This is a genomic window from Mycobacterium sp. Soil_C_30, from assembly GCF_057656995.1.
Window position 1 is genome coordinate 75,193 of the sequence record NZ_JBDGJH010000010.1, and the last position, 25,480, is coordinate 100,672.

The 25,480-nt window shown below is 66.7% G+C and carries 24 protein-coding genes; 14 read left to right on the forward strand and 10 right to left on the reverse strand.

Translation table 11 applies throughout. The features are described from left to right. Positions 1-14 precede the first annotated feature (14 nt). From AC3A6P_RS19545 to AC3A6P_RS19560, 4 genes are read left to right on the forward strand one after another with little or no spacing between them, the layout of a single operon-like run. Positions 15-737, forward strand: coding sequence for a hypothetical protein (locus AC3A6P_RS19545; RefSeq protein WP_487693350.1), 723 nt, complete (start codon positions 15-17; stop codon positions 735-737). Continuing rightward, positions 734-1,450 carry a hypothetical protein gene (locus AC3A6P_RS19550; protein WP_487693351.1) on the forward strand — a complete coding sequence of 239 codons (717 nt, stop codon included), beginning with the start codon at positions 734-736 and terminating at the stop codon, positions 1,448-1,450. Before AC3A6P_RS19545 ends, AC3A6P_RS19550 begins: the two co-directional genes overlap by 4 nt. Next, positions 1,450-2,028, forward strand: a complete 579-nt coding sequence (locus tag AC3A6P_RS19555; RefSeq protein ID WP_487693352.1) for a cytochrome c oxidase subunit 3 — start codon at positions 1,450-1,452, stop codon at positions 2,026-2,028. Before AC3A6P_RS19550 ends, AC3A6P_RS19555 begins: the two co-directional genes overlap by 1 nt. A gap of 4 nt (positions 2,029-2,032) precedes the next feature. Then, the gene (locus AC3A6P_RS19560) at positions 2,033-2,305 is read left to right on the forward strand and encodes a cytochrome C oxidase subunit IV family protein (RefSeq protein WP_487693354.1); all 273 of its coding nucleotides are present in this window, start codon (positions 2,033-2,035) and stop codon (positions 2,303-2,305) included. Here AC3A6P_RS19560 and AC3A6P_RS19565 read toward each other — a convergent pair. The 4 genes from AC3A6P_RS19565 to AC3A6P_RS19580 form a co-directional block, all read right to left on the reverse strand. Continuing rightward, positions 2,299-3,573 carry a hypothetical protein gene (locus tag AC3A6P_RS19565; protein WP_487693355.1) on the reverse strand — a complete coding sequence of 425 codons (1,275 nt, stop codon included), beginning with the start codon at positions 3,571-3,573 and terminating at the stop codon, positions 2,299-2,301. The genes AC3A6P_RS19560 and AC3A6P_RS19565 overlap by 7 nt on opposite strands. 86 nt (positions 3,574-3,659) lie before the next feature. After that, on the reverse strand, positions 3,660-4,496 hold the full coding sequence (locus AC3A6P_RS19570) for a mycofactocin-coupled SDR family oxidoreductase (protein ID WP_487693356.1): 837 nt from the start codon (positions 4,494-4,496) through the stop codon (positions 3,660-3,662). Positions 4,497-4,530: 34 nt separating this feature from the next. After that, positions 4,531-5,721, reverse strand: coding sequence for a cytochrome P450 (locus AC3A6P_RS19575; RefSeq protein WP_487693357.1), 1,191 nt, complete (start codon positions 5,719-5,721; stop codon positions 4,531-4,533). Continuing rightward, on the reverse strand, positions 5,718-7,010 hold the full coding sequence (locus AC3A6P_RS19580) for a cytochrome P450 (protein ID WP_487693500.1): 1,293 nt from the start codon (positions 7,008-7,010) through the stop codon (positions 5,718-5,720). The genes AC3A6P_RS19575 and AC3A6P_RS19580 overlap by 4 nt, the downstream gene beginning before the upstream one ends. Before the next feature lie 181 nt (positions 7,011-7,191). Between AC3A6P_RS19580 and AC3A6P_RS19585 the strand changes: the two genes are divergently transcribed. Further along, entirely contained in the window at positions 7,192-7,818 is a 627-nt protein-coding gene (locus tag AC3A6P_RS19585; RefSeq protein WP_487693358.1) for a TetR/AcrR family transcriptional regulator, read from the forward strand. 48 nt (positions 7,819-7,866) lie between these two features. Here the strand turns inward: AC3A6P_RS19585 and AC3A6P_RS19590 are convergent, their stop codons facing one another. After that, complete coding sequence (locus tag AC3A6P_RS19590; protein ID WP_487693359.1) at positions 7,867-8,577, reverse strand: enoyl-CoA hydratase/isomerase family protein; 711 nt, start codon at positions 8,575-8,577, stop codon at positions 7,867-7,869. 88 nt (positions 8,578-8,665) lie between these two features. Here AC3A6P_RS19590 and AC3A6P_RS19595 point away from each other — a divergent pair, with 88 nt between their 5' ends. The 5 genes from AC3A6P_RS19595 to AC3A6P_RS19615 are packed head-to-tail and all read left to right on the forward strand — an operon-like array spanning position 8,666 to position 13,852. Continuing rightward, complete coding sequence (locus AC3A6P_RS19595) at positions 8,666-10,297, forward strand: AMP-binding protein (protein ID WP_487693360.1); 1,632 nt, start codon at positions 8,666-8,668, stop codon at positions 10,295-10,297. Between the two features lie 45 nt (positions 10,298-10,342). Next, positions 10,343-11,533 (forward strand): amidohydrolase family protein, encoded by a 1,191-nt coding sequence (locus AC3A6P_RS19600; RefSeq protein ID WP_487693361.1) that lies wholly within the window; start codon positions 10,343-10,345, stop codon positions 11,531-11,533. A gap of 45 nt (positions 11,534-11,578) precedes the next feature. Then, on the forward strand, positions 11,579-13,003 hold the full coding sequence (locus AC3A6P_RS19605; RefSeq protein WP_487693501.1) for a FadD3 family acyl-CoA ligase: 1,425 nt from the start codon (positions 11,579-11,581) through the stop codon (positions 13,001-13,003). Next, complete coding sequence (locus tag AC3A6P_RS19610; RefSeq protein ID WP_487693363.1) at positions 13,000-13,659, forward strand: fatty-acid--CoA ligase; 660 nt, start codon at positions 13,000-13,002, stop codon at positions 13,657-13,659. Before AC3A6P_RS19605 ends, AC3A6P_RS19610 begins: the two co-directional genes overlap by 4 nt. 13 nt (positions 13,660-13,672) lie before the next feature. Next, positions 13,673-13,852: a (2Fe-2S)-binding protein gene (locus AC3A6P_RS19615; RefSeq protein ID WP_487693364.1), complete on the forward strand. Its 180-nt coding sequence runs from the start codon at positions 13,673-13,675 to the stop codon at positions 13,850-13,852. On the opposite strand, the gene AC3A6P_RS19620 is transcribed toward AC3A6P_RS19615, so the two are convergent. The 4 genes from AC3A6P_RS19620 to AC3A6P_RS19635 form a co-directional block, all read right to left on the reverse strand. Further along, positions 13,849-14,529 (reverse strand): hypothetical protein, encoded by a 681-nt coding sequence (locus AC3A6P_RS19620; RefSeq protein WP_487693365.1) that lies wholly within the window; start codon positions 14,527-14,529, stop codon positions 13,849-13,851. The genes AC3A6P_RS19615 and AC3A6P_RS19620 overlap by 4 nt on opposite strands. Further along, on the reverse strand, positions 14,526-15,266 hold the full coding sequence (locus tag AC3A6P_RS19625; protein WP_487693366.1) for a hypothetical protein: 741 nt from the start codon (positions 15,264-15,266) through the stop codon (positions 14,526-14,528). The genes AC3A6P_RS19620 and AC3A6P_RS19625 overlap by 4 nt, the downstream gene beginning before the upstream one ends. A gap of 343 nt (positions 15,267-15,609) precedes the next feature. Further along, positions 15,610-16,992: an aminotransferase class III-fold pyridoxal phosphate-dependent enzyme gene (locus AC3A6P_RS19630; RefSeq protein ID WP_487693367.1), complete on the reverse strand. Its 1,383-nt coding sequence runs from the start codon at positions 16,990-16,992 to the stop codon at positions 15,610-15,612. Between the two features lie 19 nt (positions 16,993-17,011). Further along, positions 17,012-18,523: a CoA-acylating methylmalonate-semialdehyde dehydrogenase gene (locus AC3A6P_RS19635; protein WP_487693368.1), complete on the reverse strand. Its 1,512-nt coding sequence runs from the start codon at positions 18,521-18,523 to the stop codon at positions 17,012-17,014. Positions 18,524-18,631: 108 nt separating this feature from the next. Between AC3A6P_RS19635 and AC3A6P_RS19640 the strand changes: the two genes are divergently transcribed. The 3 genes from AC3A6P_RS19640 to AC3A6P_RS19650 all read left to right on the forward strand — a co-directional run bounded on the left by AC3A6P_RS19640 (position 18,632) and on the right by AC3A6P_RS19650 (position 23,000). Next, on the forward strand, positions 18,632-20,224 hold the full coding sequence (locus tag AC3A6P_RS19640; RefSeq protein WP_487693369.1) for a PucR family transcriptional regulator: 1,593 nt from the start codon (positions 18,632-18,634) through the stop codon (positions 20,222-20,224). A gap of 119 nt (positions 20,225-20,343) precedes the next feature. Continuing rightward, the gene (locus AC3A6P_RS19645) at positions 20,344-20,991 is read left to right on the forward strand and encodes a hypothetical protein (RefSeq protein ID WP_487693502.1); all 648 of its coding nucleotides are present in this window, start codon (positions 20,344-20,346) and stop codon (positions 20,989-20,991) included. A 14-nt stretch (positions 20,992-21,005) separates the two neighbouring features. Continuing rightward, entirely contained in the window at positions 21,006-23,000 is a 1,995-nt protein-coding gene (locus AC3A6P_RS19650) for a YhgE/Pip family protein (RefSeq protein WP_487693504.1), read from the forward strand. Positions 23,001-23,015: 15 nt separating this feature from the next. On the opposite strand, the gene AC3A6P_RS19655 is transcribed toward AC3A6P_RS19650, so the two are convergent. Continuing rightward, entirely contained in the window at positions 23,016-24,188 is a 1,173-nt protein-coding gene (locus AC3A6P_RS19655) for an acyl-CoA dehydrogenase family protein (protein ID WP_487693370.1), read from the reverse strand. Positions 24,189-24,253: 65 nt separating this feature from the next. Between AC3A6P_RS19655 and AC3A6P_RS19660 the strand changes: the two genes are divergently transcribed. After that, positions 24,254-25,462 carry an NAD(P)/FAD-dependent oxidoreductase gene (locus tag AC3A6P_RS19660; protein WP_487693371.1) on the forward strand — a complete coding sequence of 403 codons (1,209 nt, stop codon included), beginning with the start codon at positions 24,254-24,256 and terminating at the stop codon, positions 25,460-25,462. Positions 25,463-25,480 lie beyond the last annotated feature (18 nt).

The following is a 25,480-nucleotide window of genomic DNA, read 5'->3' on the forward strand; positions in this document are numbered from 1 at the left end:
TGGGTGTAGCGCAAGTGAATACCCGCGCACAATGGATCAGCTTGTGGCTGACGGCATTCTTCGGTGCCATCCTGGTCATCGCTTTCGCGACGTTCCCCGGGTTTTGGCCGCCGATGTCGCCGCAGTTGAGCGCCGACGACGTGGCGGCGTTCTACGCCGACAATTCGGCGATGATCCGGTTCTCGATGATCACGTTCAACCTCTGCGCCATCATGCTGGTGCCCTTCTTCATGGTGGTCGTCGTACAGATGAAGCGGATGGCGACGCCGAGCCATGTCTTCGCCTACAGCTACCTGGCCGCGGTCGCCACCGGGGCGACGCTGTTCGCGATCGCCGACATCTTCTGGTTGGTCGCCGCGTTCCGGCCCGAGCGCAATCCCGAATTGACCCTGCTGCTCAACGATCTGGCGTGGCTGATCTTCATCGCCCCGGTGGGGATGCTGGTGGTGCAGAATCTGTCGCTGGCCGCAGGCATCTACTTCGACACCCGCCCACAGCCGGTTTTCCCGCGCTGGGTCGCCCACCTGGCGATCGTCTGCGCGGCGGCCATGACACCAGCGGTCTGCGCCGTCGTGTTCACCTCGGGGCCACTGGCATGGAACGGCCTCATCTCGTTCTGGGGCCGGCTCGGGGCGTTCACGGTGTTCCTCGTGGTGATGTTCGTGATGCTGTGCCGCGCGATCACGCAACAGGAGATCGACGAGGCCGCGGTGCGCACCGAAAGTGTCGCGGCGTGACCACTGTCGCGCCAGGCAGGAATCTCGACCAGCTGATCTGCTGGTGGACGATTCCGGTCTTCTACAACATCTTCGGGCTCATCTTCGTTGTCCTCACCCGTGTCATGCCTCCGCCGCGCCCCGATATCACCGAAGCGCAGATGGTGGCCTTCTTCGCCGAAAACGCGTCGACCATCAAGATCGGTTTCGGCCTGCTGATGTTCTTCATCGGCTTCACCTCGGTGGCCAACGCCCTGATCGCGCTGCAGATCAAACGAATGTCGGTGTCGCCGGTGTTCGCCTACGGCTACATCGTCTCGCTCGCAGTCGGCGCCCTGCCCGGATGCCTCTTCGCGGCATTCGCGTTCCTCGCGGCGGCGTTTCGGCCCGATCGAGATCCGGCGCTCATCGCCATGCTCTACGATCTCGGGCTGCTGTCCTTCGTCGGCTCGCTGGGGTGCTTTGTGGCCCAGAACGCCGTGCTGGCGCTGGCCATCTTCCTGGACAGCAACAACGTCTTCCCGAAGTGGCTTGCCTACATGTCGATCTGGATGATCGTTACCGAACTGCTGGCCGGTCCGGTCTTCGTCTTCCGCTCCGGGCCGCTCGCGTGGAACGGCTCCATCAGCTTCTGGCTGGGCACCGCGGTCTTCGTCGTGTGGGAGTTCTGCATCATCCGCCTGCTCTATGTGGCCATCAAGAATCAGCGTCCCGGTGAAGTGATCCAAGACTGATGACGACAACGACAGCGCGCGACGAACGGCACCTGCGCGATCATCTGCCGAGTGATGTGAGCATGTGGGTGTTCGTACTCGGCGACCTGGTCATCTTCGGTGCGTGCTTCCTGATCTTCATGGTGCACCGGCACCAGGAGCGCGATCTGTTCCTGGCTTCCCAACAGCACCTGAGCCTGACGGCCGGGGTGGCGAACACCCTGGTGCTGCTGGCCAGTTCGTGGTTCGTGGCCACCAGCGTGGCGGCCACGCGCGCAGGCGAGTATCGGCGGGCGCTGCGGCTCACGTTGTGCGGTGGTGCCTGCGGTGTGCTGTTCCTGGTGATCAAGGCCTACGAGTGGACGTCGAAAGTAGCTGCCGGATATACCTTTCCGAGCAACGACTTCTTCATGTTCTACTACATGCTCACCGGTGTACATCTGTTCCACGTGGTGTTGGGTCTGGTGTTTCTCGGTGTGGTGTTCGTGGAACTGCGTATGCAGCGCCGGGTGTCCATGGTGGAAACGGGTGCGACGTACTGGCATATGGTCGATCTGCTCTGGATCGTCATCTTCGCGCTGGTGTATGTGATGAGGTGATGAGGTGACGGCGTTACGTTCGTCCACCACGGTGGTGTGGTTGGTTCTCTCGCTCATCACGGTGGTGTCCTGGTGGCTTGGCCCGGCGCGGCACGCCGGTCCGCCGGCGCCCAGCACCACCATCACCGTCGTGGTCTTGGTGCTCGGTCTTGTGAAGGCCCGGTTGATCATTCGGCACTTCATGGAGGTGCGAACCGCGCCGGTGTGGCTGCGGCTGGCCACCGACGGCTGGCTGGTCGTGCTCTGGGGCGGTGTGCTGGTGGTCTACCTCTACTGAGGCTCGAACATGCCGACGACATCGTGGGCAGCCCAGAGGCCGAGGAAGTTCGTCAGCATCCGTAGCTGTGTTCGTGCCACTTCGCTACCGCTGAACCGGGGGTCGTACCTGTCGCGCACGCCGCTGAGATCGGGTACCACCGCCGCGATGTAGGCGGGCGCGTCGAGCAGCCACGTCACGCCCATCACGGTCGCGTACAGCACCACCTGGGTATGCAGCAGTTCGAGGTCCAGCTCGGGTCCACCGGCGCGGCGGAACTCGTCGGCGAAGTGTCCCAACAGGACGTCGAGGGAGCGCTCCCAGATCTCGCTTTCGGCGCTGCACAGCGCACCCCACAGCGCCATCGCGACGTTCATCTCGCTCACGCAACCCCAGTCGAGCAAGCCGCAGGTGATGGCACCGGCGCTGCGCCAGAACCAGGCGTTGTCGACGTTGGCGTTCCAATGGCACAGCGCCACATGGTCCCTCGTCGCGGACAACGTGGTGATGATCGCGTCGTAGCGGCGGTGGATCAGCGCCACCTCCTTGGCCATCCGGCCGATGAACGCGGTGCTGCGCAGGTCGTTCGGCAGCAGACCCGGGTGGGCGCCGGCGAAGGTGCCGTACCGCGCCACCTTGTCACGCAGTTCGGCGTCTGTCACGGGTAGTCGCCGGCCGACGGTGACCCGGTCGGGGTCGAATGCAAAGCCCCTCGACACGGCAGGGCCCAGCGTGCCGGCCTTGTGCGCACCGGCCACCGCGGCCACGGCGGACAGCAGCGCCCGGTAGTGCGCCAGAGGTTCGGGCATCTGGTAGTCGAGGCACTTGTCGTAGTGCGGTTCCACCGGCCCTGTGCCGAACGGAATGCGTTCGGTGACAAGCAGTCCGGTGCCGGACTCCTGGTGATAGCCGGCAAAGAGGCTGCGCGGAACCGCCACGGGTACCGGGTGGTCGCGGCACAGGCGGGCGAACCGTACTTCGAAGTCCATCTGGGTTCGGCCGCGGTCGCGTCTGGGATTGTCGAAATCGCGGGAGAACTTGACGAACAGCTCGGTCGGCAGGCCGTTGTGGGTGTCGGCGTATTCGACGCCGAGCAGCAGTTTGCGACCGGTGCTGCCACCGCCGCATTCAGCGAACTCGGTGATCGCGGTGACCCGGTCCGCGCCGGTCAGTGCGCCGAAACGACGGAACGCATCGGTGAGGAATTCGGGTCCGCCGCGCCGGAGGTGCTCGGCGTCGGCGGGAATCGGCAGGGCGGTGCCGTCATCGGGCACCCAGCGAGATGTCACGGACAAACCCCCACGAGTGAACGCATTTGTACGCAACACGCCGACAGGATCGGTACAGACACGCTCGCTCGCGGGGGAGGGGGAAGTTACTTGAGGCAGCTGCCGCCGTCGACGGGCAGCGTGACCCCGGTGATGTAGCGGGCTTCGTCGGAGGCCAGGAACAGCACCGCGTTGGCGATGTCCTCGGGCTCGACCCAGCCGATGGGCAGGGTGTGCATCAGCTGTCCGACGACCTTCATATCGTCGGGGCCCGGGTTCTCCAGGTCGGGGCGGAAAAGCCGCATGGTGCCGTCGTTCATGAACAGCGGGGTGTTCACGTTGGTGGGGTGCACCGAATTCACCCGGATGTTCTGCGCGCCGAGCTCGACGGCGAACGTCCGCATCAGGCCCACGACACCGTGCTTGGCGGCGACGTAGTGACCGGTGTGCGGGTAGGCCTTCAACCCGCCGACCGAACTGGTCAGGATGATCGATCCGCCCCGGCCGCCGGCAAGGATATGCGGCACACCGGCTTTCACGGTCTTCCACACACCGCCGAGGTTGACGTCGATCATGTCCGACCAGTCACCCTCGCTGGTCTTGTCCAGAGTCTCGCCGCCGTTGCCGATACCGGCGTTGGCCACGATGATGTCGAGCCGGCCCAGTTGCTCGACGCCGGCGTCGACGGCGGCCTTGAGGCCGTCGAAGTCGCGGGTGTCCACCTCGGCGGTGTACACCCGCCGGTTGAGGCCCTTCACCAGATCGGCGGTCTCGGCCAGGTCCTCGGGCGTCGACAGCGGAATCCGCACGCTGTCGATCTGCTTGCAGATGTCGACGGCGATGATGTCGGCGCCCTCCTGCGCCAACCGCACGGCATGCGCGCGGCCCTGGCCGCGGGCCGCGCCGGTGATGAACGCGACCTTCCCCTCAACTCTTCCAGCCATGGGTGGTTCCTTTCGTTGATTGGGTGAGAAAACGTCAGTGGACGACGGTGGGCATCGATTCCCACCCGCGCACCGCGGTGGTGGTGGACATCTTCGCGGCGTCGTAGTCGACCTCCCAGGTGGGGAAGCGGGTCAGCACTTCCTCCAGGGCGATCCGGCCTTCGAGTCGTGCCAGCGCGTTACCCATGCAGAAGTGGGTACCGACACCGAAGGTCATGTGCTGCTTGAGTTCCCGATTGATGTCGAAGACGTCGCCGTCGGGCCCGAACCGGCGGTGGTCGCGGTTGGCGGCGCCGATCAGCAGCAGGATCGCGCTTCCTTGCGGCACCGTCTGCCCGTAGAACTCGACGTCACGAGTGACATAACGCGCCAACTGCAGCGCCGGCGGTTCGAACCGCAACAGCTCCTCGATGGCCTGCGGCAGCAGTGTGCGGTCCTCGACGAGCTGACGGCGCTGGTCGGGATGTTCTGCCAGAACCTTTCCGGCCCAACCGATCAGCCGGGTGGTGGTCTCACTGCCGGCGGTGGAGATCACGGTCAGGTACAGCAGCAGTTCATCGCGGCGCAGCGTGCGCCGGGTGCCGGTCTCATCGGTGAACTCCGCGTTGAGCAGTTCGGTCATGATGTCGTCGGACGGGTGCTTGGAGCGGAAATCGATGTAGTCGGCGAACACCTCCCCGGTGGCGAAACTGTCCATCCGCTCGGTCTTGAGTGTGGCCTCGCCGTGATCCACCACATTCTTCTGATCGGCCTCGGGGATACCGAGCAGCATGCCGATGACCCGCATCGGCATCTCGGCGCCGAGGTCCTGTACGAAGTCGAAGCGGCCGGTATCGGCACAGGCGTCCAGGCAGCGGGCGGTGAACTCACGGATCCGCGGTTCCAGCGCCATCACCTTGCGCGGGGTGAACATCCGCGACAGCAAGTTGCGGTGGATATTGTGGACCGGGGGATCCTCGAAGATCAGTGTCCCAGAGGGGATCTCCATACCGGACTTGATGATCTCCAGCACCGCTCCGCGGGCCGAACTGAACGTGGCGTGGTCGAACGCCGCGGAGTTGACGTCGTCGAAGCGGCTCACCGCGTAGAAGTCGTGCTCGGGGTTGTAGTAGAGCGGCGCCTCCTCCCGGATCCGCTTGAACATGGGATACGGGTTGGCGTTGAGCTCCAGGTCGTAGGGGTCGTAGCGGATGTCGGATGCGGTACTGGCGGTCACGGTGGTCACTGGCCTTTGGCAGTGGGCCGCGCAGTGAACTCGATGTGGATGTCGGTCAGACCCCGGACGATGAACGTCGGCTCGTAGGTGAAGCGCCGGGCGTCGGCGGGACCGTGCTTCTCATCGGAGATGCGGAAGTCATCGAGTCGATCGAGCAGCCGTTCGACGGTGACCCTGCCCTCCACCCGGGCCAGCGGACCCCCTGGGCACGAGTGGTTTCCGCGCCCGAATGCCAGGTGTTCCCGGACATTCGGCCGGTCGACCTTCAACTCGTGGGGATTGTCGAATTTGCGGGGATCGCGGTTGAGGCCGCCGGGGCACAGCATGATGGTGGTGCCCGCCGGGATCTCGACGCCCCCGATCTCGGTGGACCTGGTGGCGAGCCGGAAGGCGCTCTTGACCGGGCTCTCCAGTCGCAGCATCTCCTCGACGAAGCTGGGGATCTTGCTGCGGTCGGCCCGCAGTGCCGTCACCACGTCGGGTTGTTCGGCGAACACCCGGATGATGGCGCACAGCAGTTTGGTGGTGGTGTGCTGACCGGCGGCGAACAGGAACGTCGCGCTCTTGACCACGTCGTCGATCTCGGGGGTGTCACCCTCGGGGTACAACGCTGTGGCCAGCCCCGTCAGGATGTCCTCGCGCGGGGTGTCGCGGCGCTCCTGCAGATAGTTGGCGAACTTGTCGTCCAGCCAGGCAAGTGGGTTGTGCGCCAACGGTTCATGGTCCAGTGCCCCCACCCGCATTCCTTCCCGCGGGGTGGCCAGTACGTCGCGGAAGGTGTCGCGGTCCTCCACCGGCACGCCCAGGAGGTCGGTGATCACCAACATCGAGAAGGGACTGGCGTAGTCGGTGAGGAACTCGCAGTGGCCTTTGTCGATGAACTCGTCGATGGTCTCGTCGGCCAGCCGCCACATGAACTCCTCGTTCTCCTTGAGCCGCTTGGGCGTCAGGAGCCGGTTGAGCAGCGATCGCGCGCGTCCGTGCTGCGGGGGATCCATCGTCACCATGTGTTCGCTCATCGGCAGCTCGGCGCGATGCGCCTCCAGCTGCTCGGTGATGTCGTCGCCCTCCGGGGTGAACGGCAGCGGGGGGAACGGACCGCCGACGGCGATCGCCGACGAGAACAGGGCCGGGTCCTTGTAGACGACGCTGGCTTCGTCGTGGCCCGTGACCGCGACGACGCCATACGGCCCCACCTTCAGCACCGGGCATTTCGACCGCAGGTGATCGAAGTACGGATACGGGTCCGGGACCAGCGACGGGTCGGTGAAGAAGTCGAGGGAGTCGTAATCGGGCATTTCGCAATCAGAGGGCAATGTCACGAAGTCTCCTGAACGGGCTGACAGGTGCTGAGCACCTGCTTAGCATGTGGTCTGGCGCACGGTCAAGGATCGGCAATGTGGCGATACGATGGCATGCGACGAAAGGGCAGGTAGGCAGTGCAGACAGCGGCATCGGCCGACGACGCGGGGGGAACTGATGACCTCACCTCGTAGACTCGGCGCTCCCGACGCGAAGAACCGGATCGTCCTCCTCGATGCCGCAGAGCAATTGATGCGTGACGAGGGCTATGCCGCGGTGACCTCGCGCCGGATCGCCGAGAAGGCCGGCCTGAAACCCCAGCTGGTGCATTACTACTTCCGCACCATGGATGATCTGTTCCTCGAGATGTTCCGCCGCCGGGCCGAGCAGATGCTGCACTATCACCAGCTGGCCCTGACATCACCGCAACCGCTGTGGGCGTTGTGGGAGCTCACCACCGAGCCGGCGGGTACGGCGCTGACCATGGAGTTCATCGCTCTTGCCAACCACCGCAAGGCGCTTCGTGCCGAGATCGCCAGGTACGCCGCGATGTTTCGAACCGAGCAGATCAAAGCGCTCACCAGTGCGATGGAACGCTACGAAGTCGACTTCGAGGAGTTCTCACCCACGGTGTTGATGGTGCTCATGACGGGGGCCACGCAGGCGCTGGTGCAGGAGCAGATGCTCGACATGACCATCGGCCACCAGGAGACGCTGCGGTTCGCCGAGAAGTGGCTGACCTACCTCGAGGGTGAACGCAAACCGGAGTCGAGCGTCCGCGCGCTGGCCCGGGCCAAGTCCTAGCGATTTCGGCGCGCTGGTAACCGCTCAGCGGTTACCAGCGCGCCGAAATCACTTCTTCATGACCTTGTCCGCGGCGGCCCAGTGCTCATCGGAGACCCACAGCCGGGCGAACGCGCCGATGGCTTCGGCGGGGCCGGCGCCGTCGAGCACCCGCTTGATCTCGCCGGCGGGCCGGTTGGCCAGGGACCGCGCGAGCAGCCGCCAGCCTTCCTCGAACGTGGCGCGGGGCAGCACCCGATCCACCAGACCGGCGCGTTCGGCCTCGGCGGCGGTCAGGATCGTGCCGCTGCCGGCCAGCATCAGCGCCCGCCCGCGCCCGACGAGCGCCGCAAGACGTTCGGCCCCGCCCCAGGCCGGCATGATCTCCAGCGCCACCTGGTTGAAGCCGATCTTGATGTCGTCGGCGGCGATGCGGATATCGGCGGCCACCGCCACCTCGGCGCCACCGCCGAGTGCATGACCGTTCAGGGCGGCGATGACCGGAGCGGGGAAACCGGCGATCCGGTCGCACACCGACCGCATGCGTTCGGCCATCGCGGCGGCAGCCTCTTCGGTGCGCAGTGTCGCGAGTTGTTTGAGATCGCCCCCGGAGACGAACGCGCGGTCGCCGCCGCCCCGAATCACCAGCGCCAGGGCGCCTTTGGCTCGGTCAAGGGCGTCGTCGAGCTGATCCATGGTCAGCGGGGCGATGGCGTTGCGGGCCTCTGGCCGGTTGATCGTGATGACCGCCAGACCGTCCTCGAACTCCAGTTCAACCACTGGTTCTCCCATACTGGTATTGGCATTCTCCGATCAGGAGAATAACATCGCGGAACGGTTCCCCCGCCTACGCCAGGAGCTTTCCCCGATGCGCGAAATCCCGGTCGAACTGCGCGAACGGTATCTCACGCGGGGGTGGTGGACGCCCGATACGCTGGGCGATCTGCTGGCCGCGGGACTGGCGGCAGCGCCCGACGCCGAGTTCTGCGTGCATTCGGCGGTGCGGCCGTACCGGGGCACGTTCGCCGATGTCGAGTTGACGGCCCGGCGACTGGCCGCTGGTCTTCGGGACCGCGGTGTGGGCCCCGGCGATGTCATCGCCGTGCAACTGCCGAATTGGATGGAAGCCGCTGCGACCTTCTGGGCGTCGGCATTGCTCGGCGCGGTGGTGGTTCCGATCGTGCACTTCTACGGCCGCAAGGAATTGACCCACATCTTCGCCGACGCCCAGCCGGCCGTGTACATCACCGCCGAGCGTTTCGGCCGGATGGAGTTCGACGCCGAAGTGGCGGAGAACATTTCGGTGGTCGGCGTGGTGGGCGCCCGGTCGATGGTCAGGGGCGAGGGGCGAACCCGGGCGGGGAGCCGAACCGATGAGCCCTGCGACTTCGACGCCCTGCTGGCCGACGAACCACTGCGCGGTGTGCACGGCTGCGATCCCGGCCGGCCGGCGTTGATCGCCTACACCTCGGGCACCACCCGCGCGCCGAAAGGTGTGGTGCACAGCCACTACAGCCTGGTTCACGAGACCCGGCAGCTGGCCGCGCTGTACCCGGCGGACCGCGGCGCCCAACTGACCGCGGCGCCGGTCGGGCATTTCATCGGCATGCTCAACGCACTGCTGATCCCGGTGCTCGACGGGGCCCCGATCCAGATGGCCGATGTCTGGGATCCGGCACGCGTACTCGCCTTGATGGAATCCGACGGGCTCACCGTCGGCGGGGGAGCGACGTACTTCATCACCAGCCTGCTCGACCATCCTGATTTCCGGCCCGCTCACCTGCCCCACATGAGGTACGCCGGCCTCGGCGGGTCGTCGGTCCCGGCTGCGGTCACCCGGCGGCTGGCCGACCTCGGTGTCATCGTCTACCGCTCCTACGGCAGTACCGAGCATCCGTCGATCACGGGTTCGCACCACAGCGCGCCGGAAGCAAAGCGGCTCTACACCGACGGATGTGCGCTGCCCGGGGTGGAGCTGCGGCTGGCCGCGGACGGCGAGATCCTCTCGCGCGGGCCCGACCTGTGCCTCGGCTACACCGATGCGGCGTTGACGGCCAAGGCTTTTGATGCCGACGGGTGGTACCACACCGGTGACATCGGGATGCTCGACGACGACGGTTATCTGACCATCACCGACCGCAAGTCCGACATCATCATCCGCGGCGGTGAGAACATCAGCGCTCTCGAGGTCGAAGACCTGCTGTTGTCGCTGGCCGGGGTGGCAGAGGCCGCCGTGGTGGCCGTGCCGGACGACCGGCTGGGTGAACGGGCCGCGGCCGTGGTGCGGTTGCTGCCGGGCCGGCCGGCGCCGAGCCTCGACGACGTGCGGACCCATCTCGCGACCTGCGGGCTGGCCCGCCAGAAGTGGCCCGAGTACGTGCATTCCGTCCCCGAGGGCCAGGACTTCCCGCGGACCCCGAGCGGCAAGGTGCAGAAGTACCTGGTGCGTCGCTCACTCGAAGCGGAACGGAATTCGACCCCTCGGGGCGATTGCCACTAGGCCACTGTGAGAATATGATTCTCACGAACTGGAAGGGAGAATTCCATGGGGCAACTGTCGCACCGAGTCGACATTCCGTTTCCGCTGTTCGATGCGGACAACCACCTGTATGAGCCGCCGGAGGCGATGACCAAGTTCCTGCCCAAGGAATACAAGGACGTCGTCCAGTACGTCGAGGTCAACGGCCGCACGAAGATCGCGCTCAAAGGCCAGATCAGCAACTACATCCCGAATCCCACCTTCTCGGTGGTCGCCAAGCCGGGCGCCTGGGAGGAATACTTCAAATACGGCAACCCCGACGGCAAGAGCAAGCGTGAGCTGTTCGGCGAGCCCATGAAAGCCATCCCGGCGTTCTTCGAGCCCGAACCGCGAATCAAGGTCATGGACGAGCTCGGTGTCGACCGCAGCCTGATGTTCCCGACGCTGGCCAGCCTGATCGAGGAACGCCTGTCCGATGATCCGGTGGCCATCCACGTTCTGATCCACTCGCTCAACCAGTGGCTCGACGAGGTGTGGGGCTTCAACTACCAGAACCGCATCTTCACCACGCCGGTGATCACGCTGCCGATCGTAGAGAAGGCCATCGAGGAGCTGGAGTGGGCCGTCGCCCGCGGGGCCCGCGCCATCCTGATCCGTCCGGCGCCGGTGCCCGGCTTCCGCGGCCCGCGCTCGTTCGCGCTGCCCGAATTCGACCCGTTCTGGGAGCGCTGCGTCGCGCACGACGTGTTCGTCGGCATGCACTCCTCCGACAGTGGGTACTCGCGCTACACCTCGGAGTGGGATGGCGGCGCACAGGAGATGCTGCCGTTCCAGACCAACGCCATGTCGATCCTCAACGAGTGGCGCCCGATCCAGGATGCGGTGGCGTCCTGGGTGATTCACGGTGCGCTGTTCCGGCATCCGAAGCTGAAGGTGGGCATCGTCGAAGCCGGCTCGAAGTGGATGTTCCCCCTGCTGGACTCGATGGCCGAGGTCTGGAAGAAAGCCCCCGAGGCCTTCCTGGGGAACCCGATGGAGGAGATCAAGAACCGTATCTACGTCAGCCCCTTCTACGAAGAGGGCATCGACGACCTGATCAACCTGATCGGCGTCGACCAGGTGCTCTACGGTTCGGACTGGCCGCACCCGGAGGGGTTGGCCGAGCCCACTCACTACGTGACCGCGCTCGATCACCTGTCCGTCGAGGACCAGGCCAAGATCATGGGCGGCAACCTGGGTCGCCTCGTCACCACCTGATCTTCGAGAGTGGCATTCGCAGCACGTTGGCAGACCATCCCCGAGATGGTCTCGAGTGTCGGCGACCGCTTCGGTGATGCCGAAGCGGTCGTCGACGGGCCATTGCGGCTGAGCTATGTCGAACTGGCCGACCGGGTCCGCCGGGCCGCGGGCGCCGTCGCCGGACTCGGCGTCGACAAAGGCGACCGGATCGCCATCTGGGCGCCCAATTCCGCGCACTGGTTGATCGCCGCATTCGGGGCGCTCACCGCCGGCGCGGTGGTGGTGCCGGTGAACACCCGGTTCAAACCCGACGAGGCCGGCGACATCATCGGCCGCAGCGGCGCCAAGGCGGTGCTCGTCCAGGACGGGTTTCTCGGACAGGATTTCGCCGCACCCGCAGGGGTACCGGCGATCGACCTCACGTCGGGATTCCTCGAGGACGGCGCACCGTTCACGCGGCGGCCCCAGGACTGGTTGGCCGGTACTGATATCGCCGACATCATCTACACCTCGGGCACCACAGGTCGGCCCAAAGGCGTGATGATGAACCACCTCCAGACCTTGCGGCTGTACGAGGAGTGGTGCGACCTCGCCGACCTGCGCGAAGGCGACCGGTACCTCATCGTCAACCCGTTCTTCCACACCTTCGGTTACAAGGCCGGCTGTATCGCCTCCCTGATCCGGGGCGCCACCATCCTGCCCGTGCCGGTCTTCGACGCCCAGCGGGTGGTGGAACTCATTGCGACAGAACAGATCACGATGCTTCCCGGCCCGCCGACGCTCTATCACTCCCTGTTGGCGGTACCCGACAAGTCCAAGCTGTCCACGCTGCGGGCCGGTGTCACCGGAGCCGCCGACATTCCGGTGGAGTTGATCCGGCGGGTGCACGAGGAGCTGCCGTTCCAGACGCTGGCCACGGGTTACGGGCTCACCGAGTGCGGCACCGCGACGCTGTCGCGGCCCGGAGATTCCTTCACCGATATCGCCACGACGGTGGGCACGCCGTGCGACGGTATCGAGGTGCGGATCGCCGAGGACGGGGAAGTGCTGGTTCGTGGGTACAGCGTGATGCAGGGCTATTTCGACGATCCGGTTGCCACCACCGAGGCGATCGACGCCGAAGGTTGGCTACACACCGGGGATCTCGGTGTGTTCACCGACAGCGGCCGCCTGCAGATCGTCGGGCGCAAGAAGGACATGTTCATCGTCGGCGGGTTCAACGCCTATCCGGCCGAGATCGAAGGATTTCTGCTCGAACACCCCGCCATCGCCCAGGTGGCGGTGATCGGAGTCCCCGATGAGCGACTGGGACAGGTGGGCCGGGCCTTCGTTGTGCTGAAAACCGGCGGTGCCGAGCTGACCGAAACCGATCTGATCGCCTGGAGCAAGCAGCGGATGGCGGGCTACAAGGTGCCGCGCTCGGTCGTTTTCCTCGACGAGCTGCCGCTCAACGCCACCGGGAAGGTGATGAAGGACCGGCTCCGGTGAACGTCGCTGACGTCTACGAACATCACTCGCTGGTGATCGCGTCGGACTATCGGATACCCGACCCGTCGCGGGTCGGCCCCTTGATGGAACGCCGCAAGGACGCGTTGGCCGCGCTGGGTGCCCACCATGTGCTGGTGTACCGGTCCACCCAGGAGGTGGGCCGGGTGTTGGTGATGATCGGGGTACACAGCCGCGAGCCGGTCGTCGACCTGATGCGCTCGCACGTGTTCCTCGACTGGTTCGACGCGGTGGGCGTGGAGGACATTCCCGCGGTCTTCGCCGGTGAGATCGTCGAGCGGTTCGATCTGACCGATCCCGCCGATCAGCCCCTACCGCCCGGGGTGGTGGTCTCGGCCATCGTGACCGTTGACGACATCGACGTGCTGCTGGCCGAATTGCGGCGTGCGCAGAGCAGATTCAGATCCGCGGGCATCAGGAAGGTCTGGGTGTTCCACGCGTTCGACGAAGCCCAGGAGGTGCTGATCCTGCAGGAGATCGTGGACGAGGACAGCGCGCGCCGCTGGATCGAGCATCCCGACGCGGCGGCGGAGTGGATGAGCCACGCCGGCATCGGGGTGTACCCGCCGCTGTTCGTCGGCGAGTTCGACTCGATGGTGCGCCTCGATCCCGCCGGTCACATCGACGAGGCGAACTGACGAGAGCGCCTGGATGTTTGTCTGCCTCTGCGTCGGTGTCACCAGCCAAGCGGTGGCAGCGGCGGTGGCAGCCGGCGCCACGACGTGCAACGAGGTGGCCGACAAGTGCGGCGCCGGCGCGGATTGCGGTCGGTGCCGCCGTTCGATCCGGGCGATCATCGACAGCGGCCGCTGCGAGAAACCGGACTGCTAGACGGGTTTGAACTCCGAGATCAACCAGCGCCCGTCGACCTTGGTCAGATGCACCAGCACGCTGCTGTTGGCCAGCGTGGGGTCGGGGCGGTCGGTGCTGGTGGTGGTCTGGTTGACGAACACCAACACCGTTGCCGTGTCGGGCTGGATGTCGGACACCGCAGCGCGGACCACGTTCGCCGTGGTCTGCACCTTCTTCTGCGCCGCCGCGGGCTTGACGATCTGATCAGTGAACTGCGTGTAGTACGTGAGGAATTCACCTGTCAGATGGGATTTCGCAGCGGCCAGGTCCGCGTCGAGAGTGTCCGGCTTGTAGGACAGCAACGCCACGGTGCCGTCCTGCGCCGCTTGTAATGCCGTCTGGGCCGCGTCCGGTCCGGTGGCCTGCGCCGGACGGTACTGCGCGAAATACAGCCAGGCGGCCACCGATGCCGACGCCACCAGCAACACCCCCAGGACCGCAATCCCCAATGCCGCCGACGGTGCCCGGCGCCGGGTGACGGGTGCGGGCGGCTCATCGGAGCCGTCGTCGTCCACAGCCTCTGCTCCGCTGTCGTCGCGCGAGTCGCTCACCTCGTCAGTATCGGCCTCGGCGTCATGGCCGGTGACCTCGGTCCCGTCGAGGTCGTCGTCGACGACATCGACCGCGCCGGAGTGCGATTTCTGGTCAGTGCTCACGGTACGAACTCGACTTTCGCCATCTTGATCTGATCGCCCACCCGGCTGACGGTCACGCTCAACCGCCAGATCCGCGGATTGGGTTGCTTGCTCACCGAATTGGCGACTTGAGAGGTGGCGGCCACCAACACGATCGCCGAATCATCGGTCATCGTTTCGACAGCGGTGGCGTTCACCGTGGCCGTCGTGACGACCTGGGACTCCTTCATCACGGTCAGGAAGTCTCCTGTGCTGCTGGCGAAATCGTCGTGGAACTCACCGGTGGTGCTGTCGATGACCCGCTGGATGTCGGACTGGGCGTTGTTGAAATCCAGCGACATCAGGTTCACCACACCCTGCTGGGCCGCGGCGGCGAATTCGCTCCGCTGTTCGTGATAGCGGTCCATCGTGCGGGCCTGGTACAGGAAGAAGGCGCTCATCGCGATCAGTGCCAGAACCGCGATACCCGCCACGGATTCGGCGACCGTCCGCACGGCCGCTGCGGTGACCCGGCGTCGCGCCGGGCGGGCTCCGTCCTCGTGGGACACGTCCTCGTCGGACACGTCCTCGTCGGACCCGTCTTCATCGGAAAGGTCTGCGTGGGTCTCGGGGTCGTCGTTGTCGGAGGTGCGGCGTTCACGCAACTGCTCGGCACGGGCACGGGCGGCAGCGGCGGCCGCTTCGGCTTCGGCGGCCTCGGCTTCGGCGAGCTCGGCGAGACGCAACGTTTCGGCGGAGTCGGTGGTGGTCTCGCTCATGGACGCGCCGAGGTCGCGGCGGAGGGCAGCTCGCGGTGCCGACGAGACACGCAGCGCGGCATCAAGACCTCCGATTCGTCGGTGAAGAAGTGAGAATGACGTTACTCCCTCTGAGTTCAAGCGAACCATATCGCATCGGCAACAGGAGAGAAAAACAAGATTCTGCCTGCGGAAATGACGTTTTCATTTCTGACCGGTCCCGCACCGTCCGCCGCGGGTGTGTGCGCTGCGTCACGAGAATGGCCTGCTTGGGCGGGAAAGTCAACGGTGTGGACCGACAGCGGCGAAAAACGACATCGGCCGCCCGAGCAGCAGCTCGGACGGCCGATGTTGATGGATACGACTAGACGCTGTGCTCGTCCGCCACCGTCAAGGCGGCGTCGAGGGCGCGCAGGCCCTCGGCCACCTCGGCGTCGGTGATGTTGCACGCCGGCACCGCATGAATCCGGTTGAAGTTCGCGAACGGCAGCAGGCCGTTGGCCTTGCACGCCGCGATCGTCGCGTTCATACCCGGGCTGGAGCCGCCGTACGGTGCCAGCGGTTCACGCGTGGCCTGGTTGGCCACCAGCTCGATCGCCCAGAACACGCCCAGCCCGCGGACCTCGCCGACGGAGCGGTGCTTGGCGGCCAGCTCACGCAGGCCGGGGCCGAGCACGTCGTTTCCGATGCGCTTGGCGTTGGCGACCATGCCCTCGTCCTCCATCGCGTTGATGGTGGCCACGGCAGCGGCGCAGGCCAGCGGGTGACCCGAGTAGGTGAGCCCACCCGGGTAGGCGCGGTCGGCGAAGGTCGCGGCGATTTTCTCGCTGATCGCCACACCACCCAGCGGCACGTACCCGGAGGTGACACCCTTGGCGAACGTCATCAGATCCGGGGTCACACCGAAGTTCTGGATGGCGAACCATTCACCGGTGCGGCCGAACCCAGCCATCACCTCATCGGCGATGAACACGATGCCGTACTTGTCGCAGATCTCCCGGACCCCGGCCATGTAACCCGGCGGGGGCACCATGATGCCCGCGGTGCCCGGCACCGACTCGAGGATGATCGCGGCGAACGACGTCGCGCCCTCGTGCTGGATCAGCCGCTCCAGGTACTCCAGCGCGCGCTGCGATTCCTGTTCGTCGGTCTCGGCGTAGAACGACGAGCGGTACAGGAACGGCCCGTTGAAGTGCACGACGCCGCTGCTGGCGTAATCGTTGGCGTAGCGCCGCGGGTCACCGGTCAGGTTGATCGCCGTGTCGGTGCCGCCGTGGTACGAGCGGTACCGCGAGAGCACCTTGTAGCGGCCGGTGTGCAGACGGGCCATCCGGACCGCGTGCTCGACGGCATCGGCGCCACCGTTGGTGAAGAACACCCGGTTCAGATCGCCGGGAGTGCGCTCGGCGATCAGCCGAGCGGCCTCCGAGCGTGCGGCGTTGACGTGCTGCGGTGCGATGGTGCACAGCTTCGCGGCCTGCTCGGCGATGGCCGACACCACCTTCGGATGCTGATGCCCGATGTTGGTGAACACCAGCTGCCCGGAGAAATCGAGCAGCTTGTTGCCGTCGCCGTCCCAGACGTACTGGCCGTCGGACGCGATGATCGTCATCGGTTTGATCTGCGCCTGCGCCGACCACGAGTGGAAGACGTGCTGACGATCCAACTCGTAGGCGCGGGCGCCTTCTGCGATGGCGGTGTCCAGGTCCTGCCCGGAGGGCAGGATGTGTGCGCTTACAGATGTCATGGGTGCGATTGTCCCTTGGTCAGCTGTTCTGCGGGAAGCCGAGGTTGATACCGCCGTGGCTCGGGTCGAGCCAGCGGGTGGTGACCACCTTGCCGCGGGTGAAGAAGTGCACGCCTTCGGTGCCGTGGGCATGGGTGTCGCCGAACAGCGAGGCCTTCCAGCCGCCGAAGCTGTAGTAGGCGGTGGGAACCGGGATCGGGACGTTGATGCCGACCATGCCGACCTCGACCTCGTTCTGGAACCGCCGTGCTGCGCCGCCGTCGTTGGTGAAGATCGCGGTGCCGTTGCCGTAGGGATTGCTGTTGATCAGCTCGAGGGCGTCGTCGTAGGTGTCCACCCGCACCACGGACAGCACCGGGCCGAAGATCTCGTCGGTGTAGACGCTCATCTCGGGGGTGACGTTGTCCAGCAGGGTCGGGCCCAGCCAGAACCCGTCAGCCCCACCGTCGACCTTCGGGTTGCGTCCGTCCACGACGACGGTGGCGCCGTCGGCCTCGCCGGCGTCGATGTAGGAGGCCACCTTGTCGCGGTGCGCCTTGGTCACCAGCGGGCCCATATCCGAGTCCTTGGTGCCATCACCGGTCTTGAGGGTGTGGGCACGCTCTTTGATCTTCGCGACGAGTTCGTCGGCGATGGGGCCGACGGCCACGGCCGCGGAGATGGCCATGCAGCGCTCGCCCGCCGAACCGAAACCGGCGTTGATCATGGCGTCGGCGGCCAGGTCCAGATCGGCATCGGGCAGGATCACGGCGTGGTTCTTGGCGCCGCCGAGGGCCTGGACGCGCTTGCCGTGGGCGGTGCCGGTGGCGTAGACGTACTCGGCGATCGGGGTGGAGCCGACAAAGCTGATGGAGCGCACCTTCTTGTTGGTGAGCAGCTCGTCGACGGCCACCTTGTCACCCTGCAGGACGTTGAACACCCCGGCGGGCAGGCCGGCCTCGGTCCACAACTGAGCGATCCACAGCGCGGCCGACGGGTCCTTCTCCGACGGCTTGAGCACGACGGTGTTGCCCGCGGCGATGGCGATTGGGAAGAACCACATGGGCACCATGGCCGGGAAGTTGAAGGGCGAGATGATGCCGACGACACCGAGCGGCTGACGGATCGAGGCCACGTCGACGTTGGTGGACGCGTTCTCCGTCATACCGCCTTTGAGCAGATGCGGGATGCCGCAAGCGAACTCGACGACTTCCTGGCCGCGGCTGACCTCGCCGAGGGCGTCGGAGAGCACCTTGCCGTGCTCACTGGTGATGATGGCGGCGAGCTCGTCCTTGCGGGCGTTGAGCAGCTCGCGGAACGCGAAGATGATCTGGCTGCGCTTGGCCAGCGAGGTGTCGCGCCAGGCGGGGAACGCCGCGGCGGCGGCATCGATGACGGCGCGGGCATCCTCGACGGTTGCCAGGGCCACTTCGCCGGTCACCACACCGGTGGCCGGGTTGGTCACGGGAGCCGTGCGCTCACCGCTGCCGGCGAAGCTCTTGCCCTCGGCCCAGTGGGCGATGGTGGTTACCTTGCTGAGTGTCGCAGTCACAACTGTCCTTCGTGTCGGTTGGAGCGGTGACTCCAGTGTCTGTTGTCGGAGGTGGGTGCAGCCCCGACGAACTGTCTCGATGAGGCGCGAAGACTTTACGATGTGTCAATGACGCTGACGATCGGCCAGATACTCGACCTGCCGGTCATACAAGCCGGGGTGCCCGAGGTGTTCGGAGCTACCCCCGAGGTGCTGGACCGCCCGGTGCGATGGGTACACGTCAGCGACCTAGCCGACCTGTCGAACCTGCTCGAGGGTGGCGAACTGGTGCTCACCACCGGCGCCGCACTGACCGATCCGGGATACCTGTCGCGGCTGGCTGCAGCCGGGGCGGTCGGCGTTGTCGTCGAACTGGGGCTGCACATCGCCGAGATCCCCGCCGGCGTCGCGGCGCTGGGGGACGAGCTGCCCCTGCCGGTGATCGCGCTGCACCAGGAGGTCCGCTTCGTCGAGGTCACCGAGGAGGTACACCGCCGCATCGTCGCCGAGCAGTACGCCGAGGTGGACTACGCCCGCCGCGTCCACGAAGCGTTCACCGCCCTGAGCATGCGTCGCGCCGCCGTCGACGACATCGTGGCGGCGTGCGCCGACATGCTGGACACACCCGTCGTCCTGGAAGACCTCAACCGGCAGGTGCTGGCGTTCGCGTCCCATGGCGTGCGAACGGCCGAGCTGCTCGCGGACTGGGACCGCCGCTCGCGCCTGGCGGACACCTCCGGCGGCTGGCTGGTCCGCTCGGTCGGGCCTTACCGACAGGAGTGGGGCAGGTTGATCGCGCCCCGGCTGGCGCCCGGCGACACCCGCGCGGCGATGACCGTCGAGCGTGCGGCGCAGGCGCTGGCCCTGCACCACATGGCCGAGCAGGGCCGGACCTCGCTGGAATTGCGGGCACAGAGCGGGCTGGTGGACGACCTGCGTGCGCATCGGGTTCGCGACGAAGCCGAGGCGACCTCCCGCGCGCATGCGCTGGGACTGCGGCCGGCATTGACCTATGTACCGATCACCCTGCGCCCGTTGGAAACTCGGAGTAACGATCAGGTGCTGATGCAGCAGCGCCGCGCCGGCACCCTTGATGCGGTGGTGCACGCGATCCGCGCCGACGGCCATACGGTGCTGACGTCGAGCCGTGAGGACGGCCAGATCGACCTGTTGCTCGCGCTGCGTCATGGTGGTTCGCTCACCCGGGTCTGCGGGCACATCCGCCGGGTTGTCACCCGCATCGACGGCGTCTCCGAATGCTTCATCGGGGTGGGCCCGGAATCCAGCCGACTCGTCGACGCCGCCGACGGGCTGGCTGAATCGGTGTACGTGGCCGAGGTGGCCTCGAACCTGCCCCGCGGGCCGGACGGGGCCTCCGAGCGCCCGTTCTACCGCGCGGCCGACGTGCGGCTGCGTGGGCTCGTCGCTCTGATCCGCAGCGACCCGCGCGTCCAGGCGTTCGCCGAGACCGAGTTGCGCGGCGTCCTGGAGCATCGCGCCAAACACGGTGAGGAGGCGTTCGGGCTGCTGCGGGTGTTCCTCGAGTGCGGCGGCAACAAGACCGAGGTTGCCGGACGGCTGCATCTGTCGCGGCCCACCCTCTACGCCCGGTTGGCGGCGCTGCAGCGACTGCTCGGCGTCGACCTCGACGATGCGGAATCCCGCACGTCACTGCATGTTGCGATGTTGGTGCTCGACCGCAGCGGCCCGACACAGGTGTGACGCGCGCGGCTTCGACAGTCAAACCGGCACGGGTGTGCTGGGATTGGCGGGTGCCGGACGAGCCCGTGGAACCCGTGAATCCGTCAGCCGAGCCCGCGGTCACCGCCCGCGGGATCCGGATGACCGGGCCGTGGGGACCGGTGTACGGACCCATCGACCTGGACATCGAACAGGGCGGCGTGACCGTCCTGGTGTGCCCGGCCGGCACCGCCCGGACCGCGTTGCTGATGACGCTCGCGGGACGGATGCGTCCGGTCGCGGGGGAGTTGACGGTCTTCGGGCGTACCAAGGCCACGCAGATCTTCGCTGTCTCGGCGCTGGCGGGCATCGACGAGCTCGACACCGTGGCCGAGTCGGTGACAGTGCGCGACGTGCTCACCGAGCAGCTGCGGTGGGACGCGCCCTGGTACAAGCTGATTCGCCGCGCCGGTGAGGACGACCTGCACCGCATCTGCGGGGCGGTGTTCGGCGACCTGCCGCTGCCACCGCTGGGCGAATACGTCGACGAGCTCACCGAACTCGACGGCCTGCTGCTGCGGATCGCATTGGCCAACACCGCCCGGCCACCGCTGCTGGTGGTCGGCGATCTCGATCAGGTCAGCAGCGACTCGAGTCGCGAGCTGCTGGTGCAGCGCCTTGTCGCACTCGGTCTGGAACAGACGGTGATCACCGCGACGGTCAACGGGGTGCCCGGCCACGACGTTCGTGACCACGTCGACGTGCCCAACATGACGCGCGCGGAACTCGTTACCCAAGAGGAGAAGTAGACGTGTTGGCCGGGATGTCGCTGGGCACCGATCTCAAGAAGTACTCGCGCGGCGCGCTGCCGCGCATCGCGCTGATCACCATCATCGTGATGCCGCTGCTGTACGGCGCGATGTACCTGTGGGCGTTCTGGAACCCGTTCGCCGAGGTGAACAAGGTGCCGGTGGCGCTGGTGAACGAGGACGCCGGAGCCTCGGCGCAGGGGCAACCGCTCAAGGCCGGCGACCAGGTGGCCGCCGCGTTGCAAGCCTCCGGGCAGTTGGACCTGCACCAGATGTCCGCGCAGGAGGCCGCCGACGGAGTCGCCAGTGGTAAGTACTACTTCTCGATCACGCTGCCGCAGGACTTCTCGGAGAGCATCGCCTCACCGTCCGGTGGCGACCCGCACCAGGCGAAGATCCGGTTCACCTTCAACGACGCCAACAACTATCTGGGCTCGATCATCGGGCAGAACGCGTCACGCGAAGTGCTCAATCAGGTCAACGCCTCGATCGGTGAGCGCACCGTGGGCACGGTGCTGACCGGGCTCACCGACGCCGGCGCCGGCCTGATCCAGGCAGCCGACGGGGCCGGCCAGCTTGCCGCCGGCCTCGGGACCGCAAACGACGGCGCCCATCAGTTGTCCACCGGCGCCGACGCGTTGGCCGCGGGCCTGGACACCGCCCGGAGCGGCTCGGCCCAATTGGCCGCGGGCACTTCTCAGTTGGCGGCCTCCGTCGACAAAGCCACCGACCCGCTGCTGTCGGTGCTGGACCGGGTGGGTGATCTGCAGCTCGACCCCGATGCGGTGAGCCGGGCGGCCCAGCACCTCAGCGGGGCCGTGCGTTCGACCACTGACCGGATCGCTGCGCTCAACGTCGACCAGGCGCAGGCCGCGGCCATCGTCAACCAGGCCGTCGGCCTGCTGCGCAACAATCCGGATCCGACGGTCCGCGATCTGGGTGACTTCCTGGCCGGCGCGCAGCATCTGCTGAACGCCCAGGGCATCGATCCCACCACCGACGCCGGGCTGGTCCGGTTGCGCGACAGCGCAACGTCGCTGGAGAACGAGCTGGGTGACCCCAACAGCCAGCTGCGGACGTTTCTGAGTTCAGCACTCAACGGCGGGCTGCGTGCCGATGTGGCCAAGCTGCGCGACGGCGTCGACCAGTTGAACACCGGGGCGCACCAGCTGTCCGACGGTCTGGTCACGCTCGGCGATGGAGGCCGGCGCTTGGCCGACGGCGCTTCGGAACTGGCTTCCGGAACGGAGAAGCTCCAGGCCGGCGGGCAGGAGTTGGCGACCAAGCTCAAAGAGGGCTCCACCCACGTACCGTCGTGGACACCGCAGCAGCGCACCGAGGTGGCCCGTACCCTCTCCGCGCCGGTGGCACTCGACCTCGTCAACGACAACCCCGCCGCCACCTTCGGCACCGGGTTCGCGCCGTTCTTCCTGCCGCTGGCCCTGTTCATCGGCGCGCTGATCATCTGGATGTTGTTGTCGCCATTGCAGTCCCGCCCCATCGTCAACGGACTCGGGGCGCTGCGGGTGGTGCTGGCGTCGTACTGGCCGGCCTTGTTGGTGGCGTTCTGCCAGGTGGTGGTGATGTACGTCGTCGTGCACTTCGGAGTGGGTCTGCACGCCGAGTACCCGCTGGCCACGGTGGCCTTCCTGATACTCGTCGCCGCCACCTTCCTGGCCATCATCCAGGCGTTCAACGCCGTGTTCGGCGTGGCAGTCGGACGGGTGATCACGTTGGCGTTCCTGATGCTGCAACTGGTCTCGGCCGGCGGTATCTATCCGGTGGAGACCACCGCCACGCCGTTCCAGTGGATCCACCCCTTCGATCCGATGACCTACGCCGTGAACGGCTTACGCCAGCTGACCGTCGGTGGGGTCGACTCGCGGCTGTGGGTGGCGGTCGCGGTACTGGGTGGCCTGTTGGCGGCGGCGTTGGCGGCCAGTTCCTGGGCGGCCCGACGCAACCGGCAGTACACGATGGAGCGACTGCACCCGCCCATCGAGGTGTGATGTCCGCCGCGGCGCTCAGTGCCGGTGAAACTCCGCGAATCGCCCGTTGAGCAGTTGCCGCGCCACGATGAGCCGCTGGATCTCACTGGCACCCTCCCAGATGCGCTCCACCCGCAGCTCCCGGAACATCCGCTCGGCCACGTTCTCCCGCATGTAGCCCCGGCCGCCGAACACCTGCACGGCGCGGTCGGCCACCCGGCCCGCCATCTCCGAGCAGTACAGCTTGGCCATCGACGCCAGACCGTGCAGCGTCTTGCGATCCAGTCCGGCATCGATGGAGCGGGCCACTTCGTAGAGCATGGTGCGGGCGGCGAACAGTTCGGTGGCGCTGTCGGCGAGCATGCCCGCCACCAGCTGGTGCTCACCGAGTGCGGTGCCGCCGACGGTGCGGTCCTTGGCAAAGGCCGTCATCTCGTCGACGAGGCGCTGCCCCGCCCCGACACACCGGGCGGCCACCATCAGCCGCTCGAACCGGAACCAGTCCTGGGTGAACGTCATCCCCTCACCTTCGGCGCCGACGAGATGCGACGCGGGCACCCGGACATCGGTGAACGACACGATGGGGTGCTCGTCGGCGATGTGATGGCTGTAGTGCGGGGTGCGGACGACATCGACACCCGGCCAGGGCAGGTCCACCACCAGCAGCACGTGTTCGCCGGCGAACTCGCCGTTGTCCAGCACCGCTTGGACGAACAGGTAGTCGGCCAGATTGAACGATGTGACATGCCATTTGACGCCGTTGACCACGTAGTCGCCGCCGTCCTTGCGGGCGGTGGTGCGCAGCTCGGAGACATCGGAGCCGGCGAACTCCTCGGTGATCGCGTACGCCTCGTGCTTGTCGCCGCGCACCGCCGGCGTCAACCACTTTTCACGCTGGTGGTCGGTGGCCACGTCCACCCACCACTGCGGCGGGGTGTGCATCACCCACGCCAGCCCGTTGGTGACCCGGCCCACCTGTTCCTGCACCAGAACCTGTTGCAGCGCAGTGAATCCGGCTCCACCCGCAGCGGCGGGGATGTTGGTGGCGTAGAGGCCGAGCTCGAGTGCTCTGGCGTGGTGTGCGGCGGCGATCTCGCGGGGGAGTTGCCCGCCGGCCAGTTCGGCCTCGACCTCGTAGGGCATCAGTGACTCGGCGAATTCGGCGGCGGTGGCACGGATCAGTTCATCCTCGGCGGTCAGACCGTACATGCCCGTGCCCCGATCGTCGTCACTGCTCTTGACTGAGTGTTCAGTTTATGCGACGGTCTCGTAGTATGACCAGTGCTGATGTGGTGGTGGTCGGTGGCGGCACCGTAGGAGCGTGGACGGCGGTGCTGCTGGCAGCCGGCGGCGTGAAAAGCGTGATCCTGCTGGAGGCATCAACTCTGGGCGAAGGGGCCAGCAGCCGTGCCGCTGGCATGGTCCGCGCCCAAGGCGGCACCGAGACCGCTATCCGGCTCGGCATGCGGAGTCAGCAGTTCTACCGGGCCAGCGGCGACCGATTTCCGGTGGACTGCGGTTTTGTGGCGCAGGGTTACCTGATGCCGTGCTTCAGTGACGCCGAGGTCAGACAGGCGCACCAGCGAATCGTGTTGCAGCAGCGGCTCGGACTCGAGGTCGAATGGCTTTCACCGGCCGATCTGGCGGCCCGCGACACGGGCCTGGCACCCGAGTCCACACTCGGTGCGTCCTACGCACCCGGTGACGGTTACATCGACGCGCCACGCAACGTGCTCGCCTATACCGCCGCGCTGAACGCCCATGGTGTCGACGTACGCGAGCGCTGCGCGTTCACCGGGTTGCGCACCGCCGGCGGCCGGGTGGTCGGCGTCGACACCGCCGACGGACCCATCAACACCGAACGTGTGGTGCTCACCGGAGGTCCGCAACTGGCCGAGGTGGGCCGCACCGCCGGGGCCCGCGTGCCCGCAGGGGGCACCCGGCACCAGGTGGTGGTCACCGCGCCGCTACCAGCCGGCAACGTGCACGAGCTGCCCATGGTGTTCGATGTGGTGTCCGGAATCTACTGGCGACCAGGCGAATTCGGTGGGCTTCTGTGGGGGATGAGCAACCCCGACGAACCTCCGGGGCCGGCCACGGAGTTCGATTGGAGGTATTACGCCAAGGCGCGCGATCGCATCGAAGCGCTGTACCCGGCGGTGCGCGGCCTCGGGTTGCGCCGCAGTTGGGCGGCCACCATCGACTACACCCCCGACCACCTGCCGATCCTGGGGCCGTTGCTCACCGACGACGGCCCCGTCGCCGGCACGGTGGTGGCCAGCGCTGCCGGGCACGGGATGATGTGGGGACCGGCGGTGGCAGAGGTGGCCGCCGACCTCACCGCCACCGGCAGGTGCGACTGGCTGGACCTGACCGACCTCGGGCTGGATCGGTTCGACGCCGACGGGCGCAGCCGACTCGAACCCGAGCCGATCTCGTTGCCGTTCCCGCAAACCGTTGCAACCCAGCCGGTCTCGCCCTGACCCGAGTGCCCGTGGTGG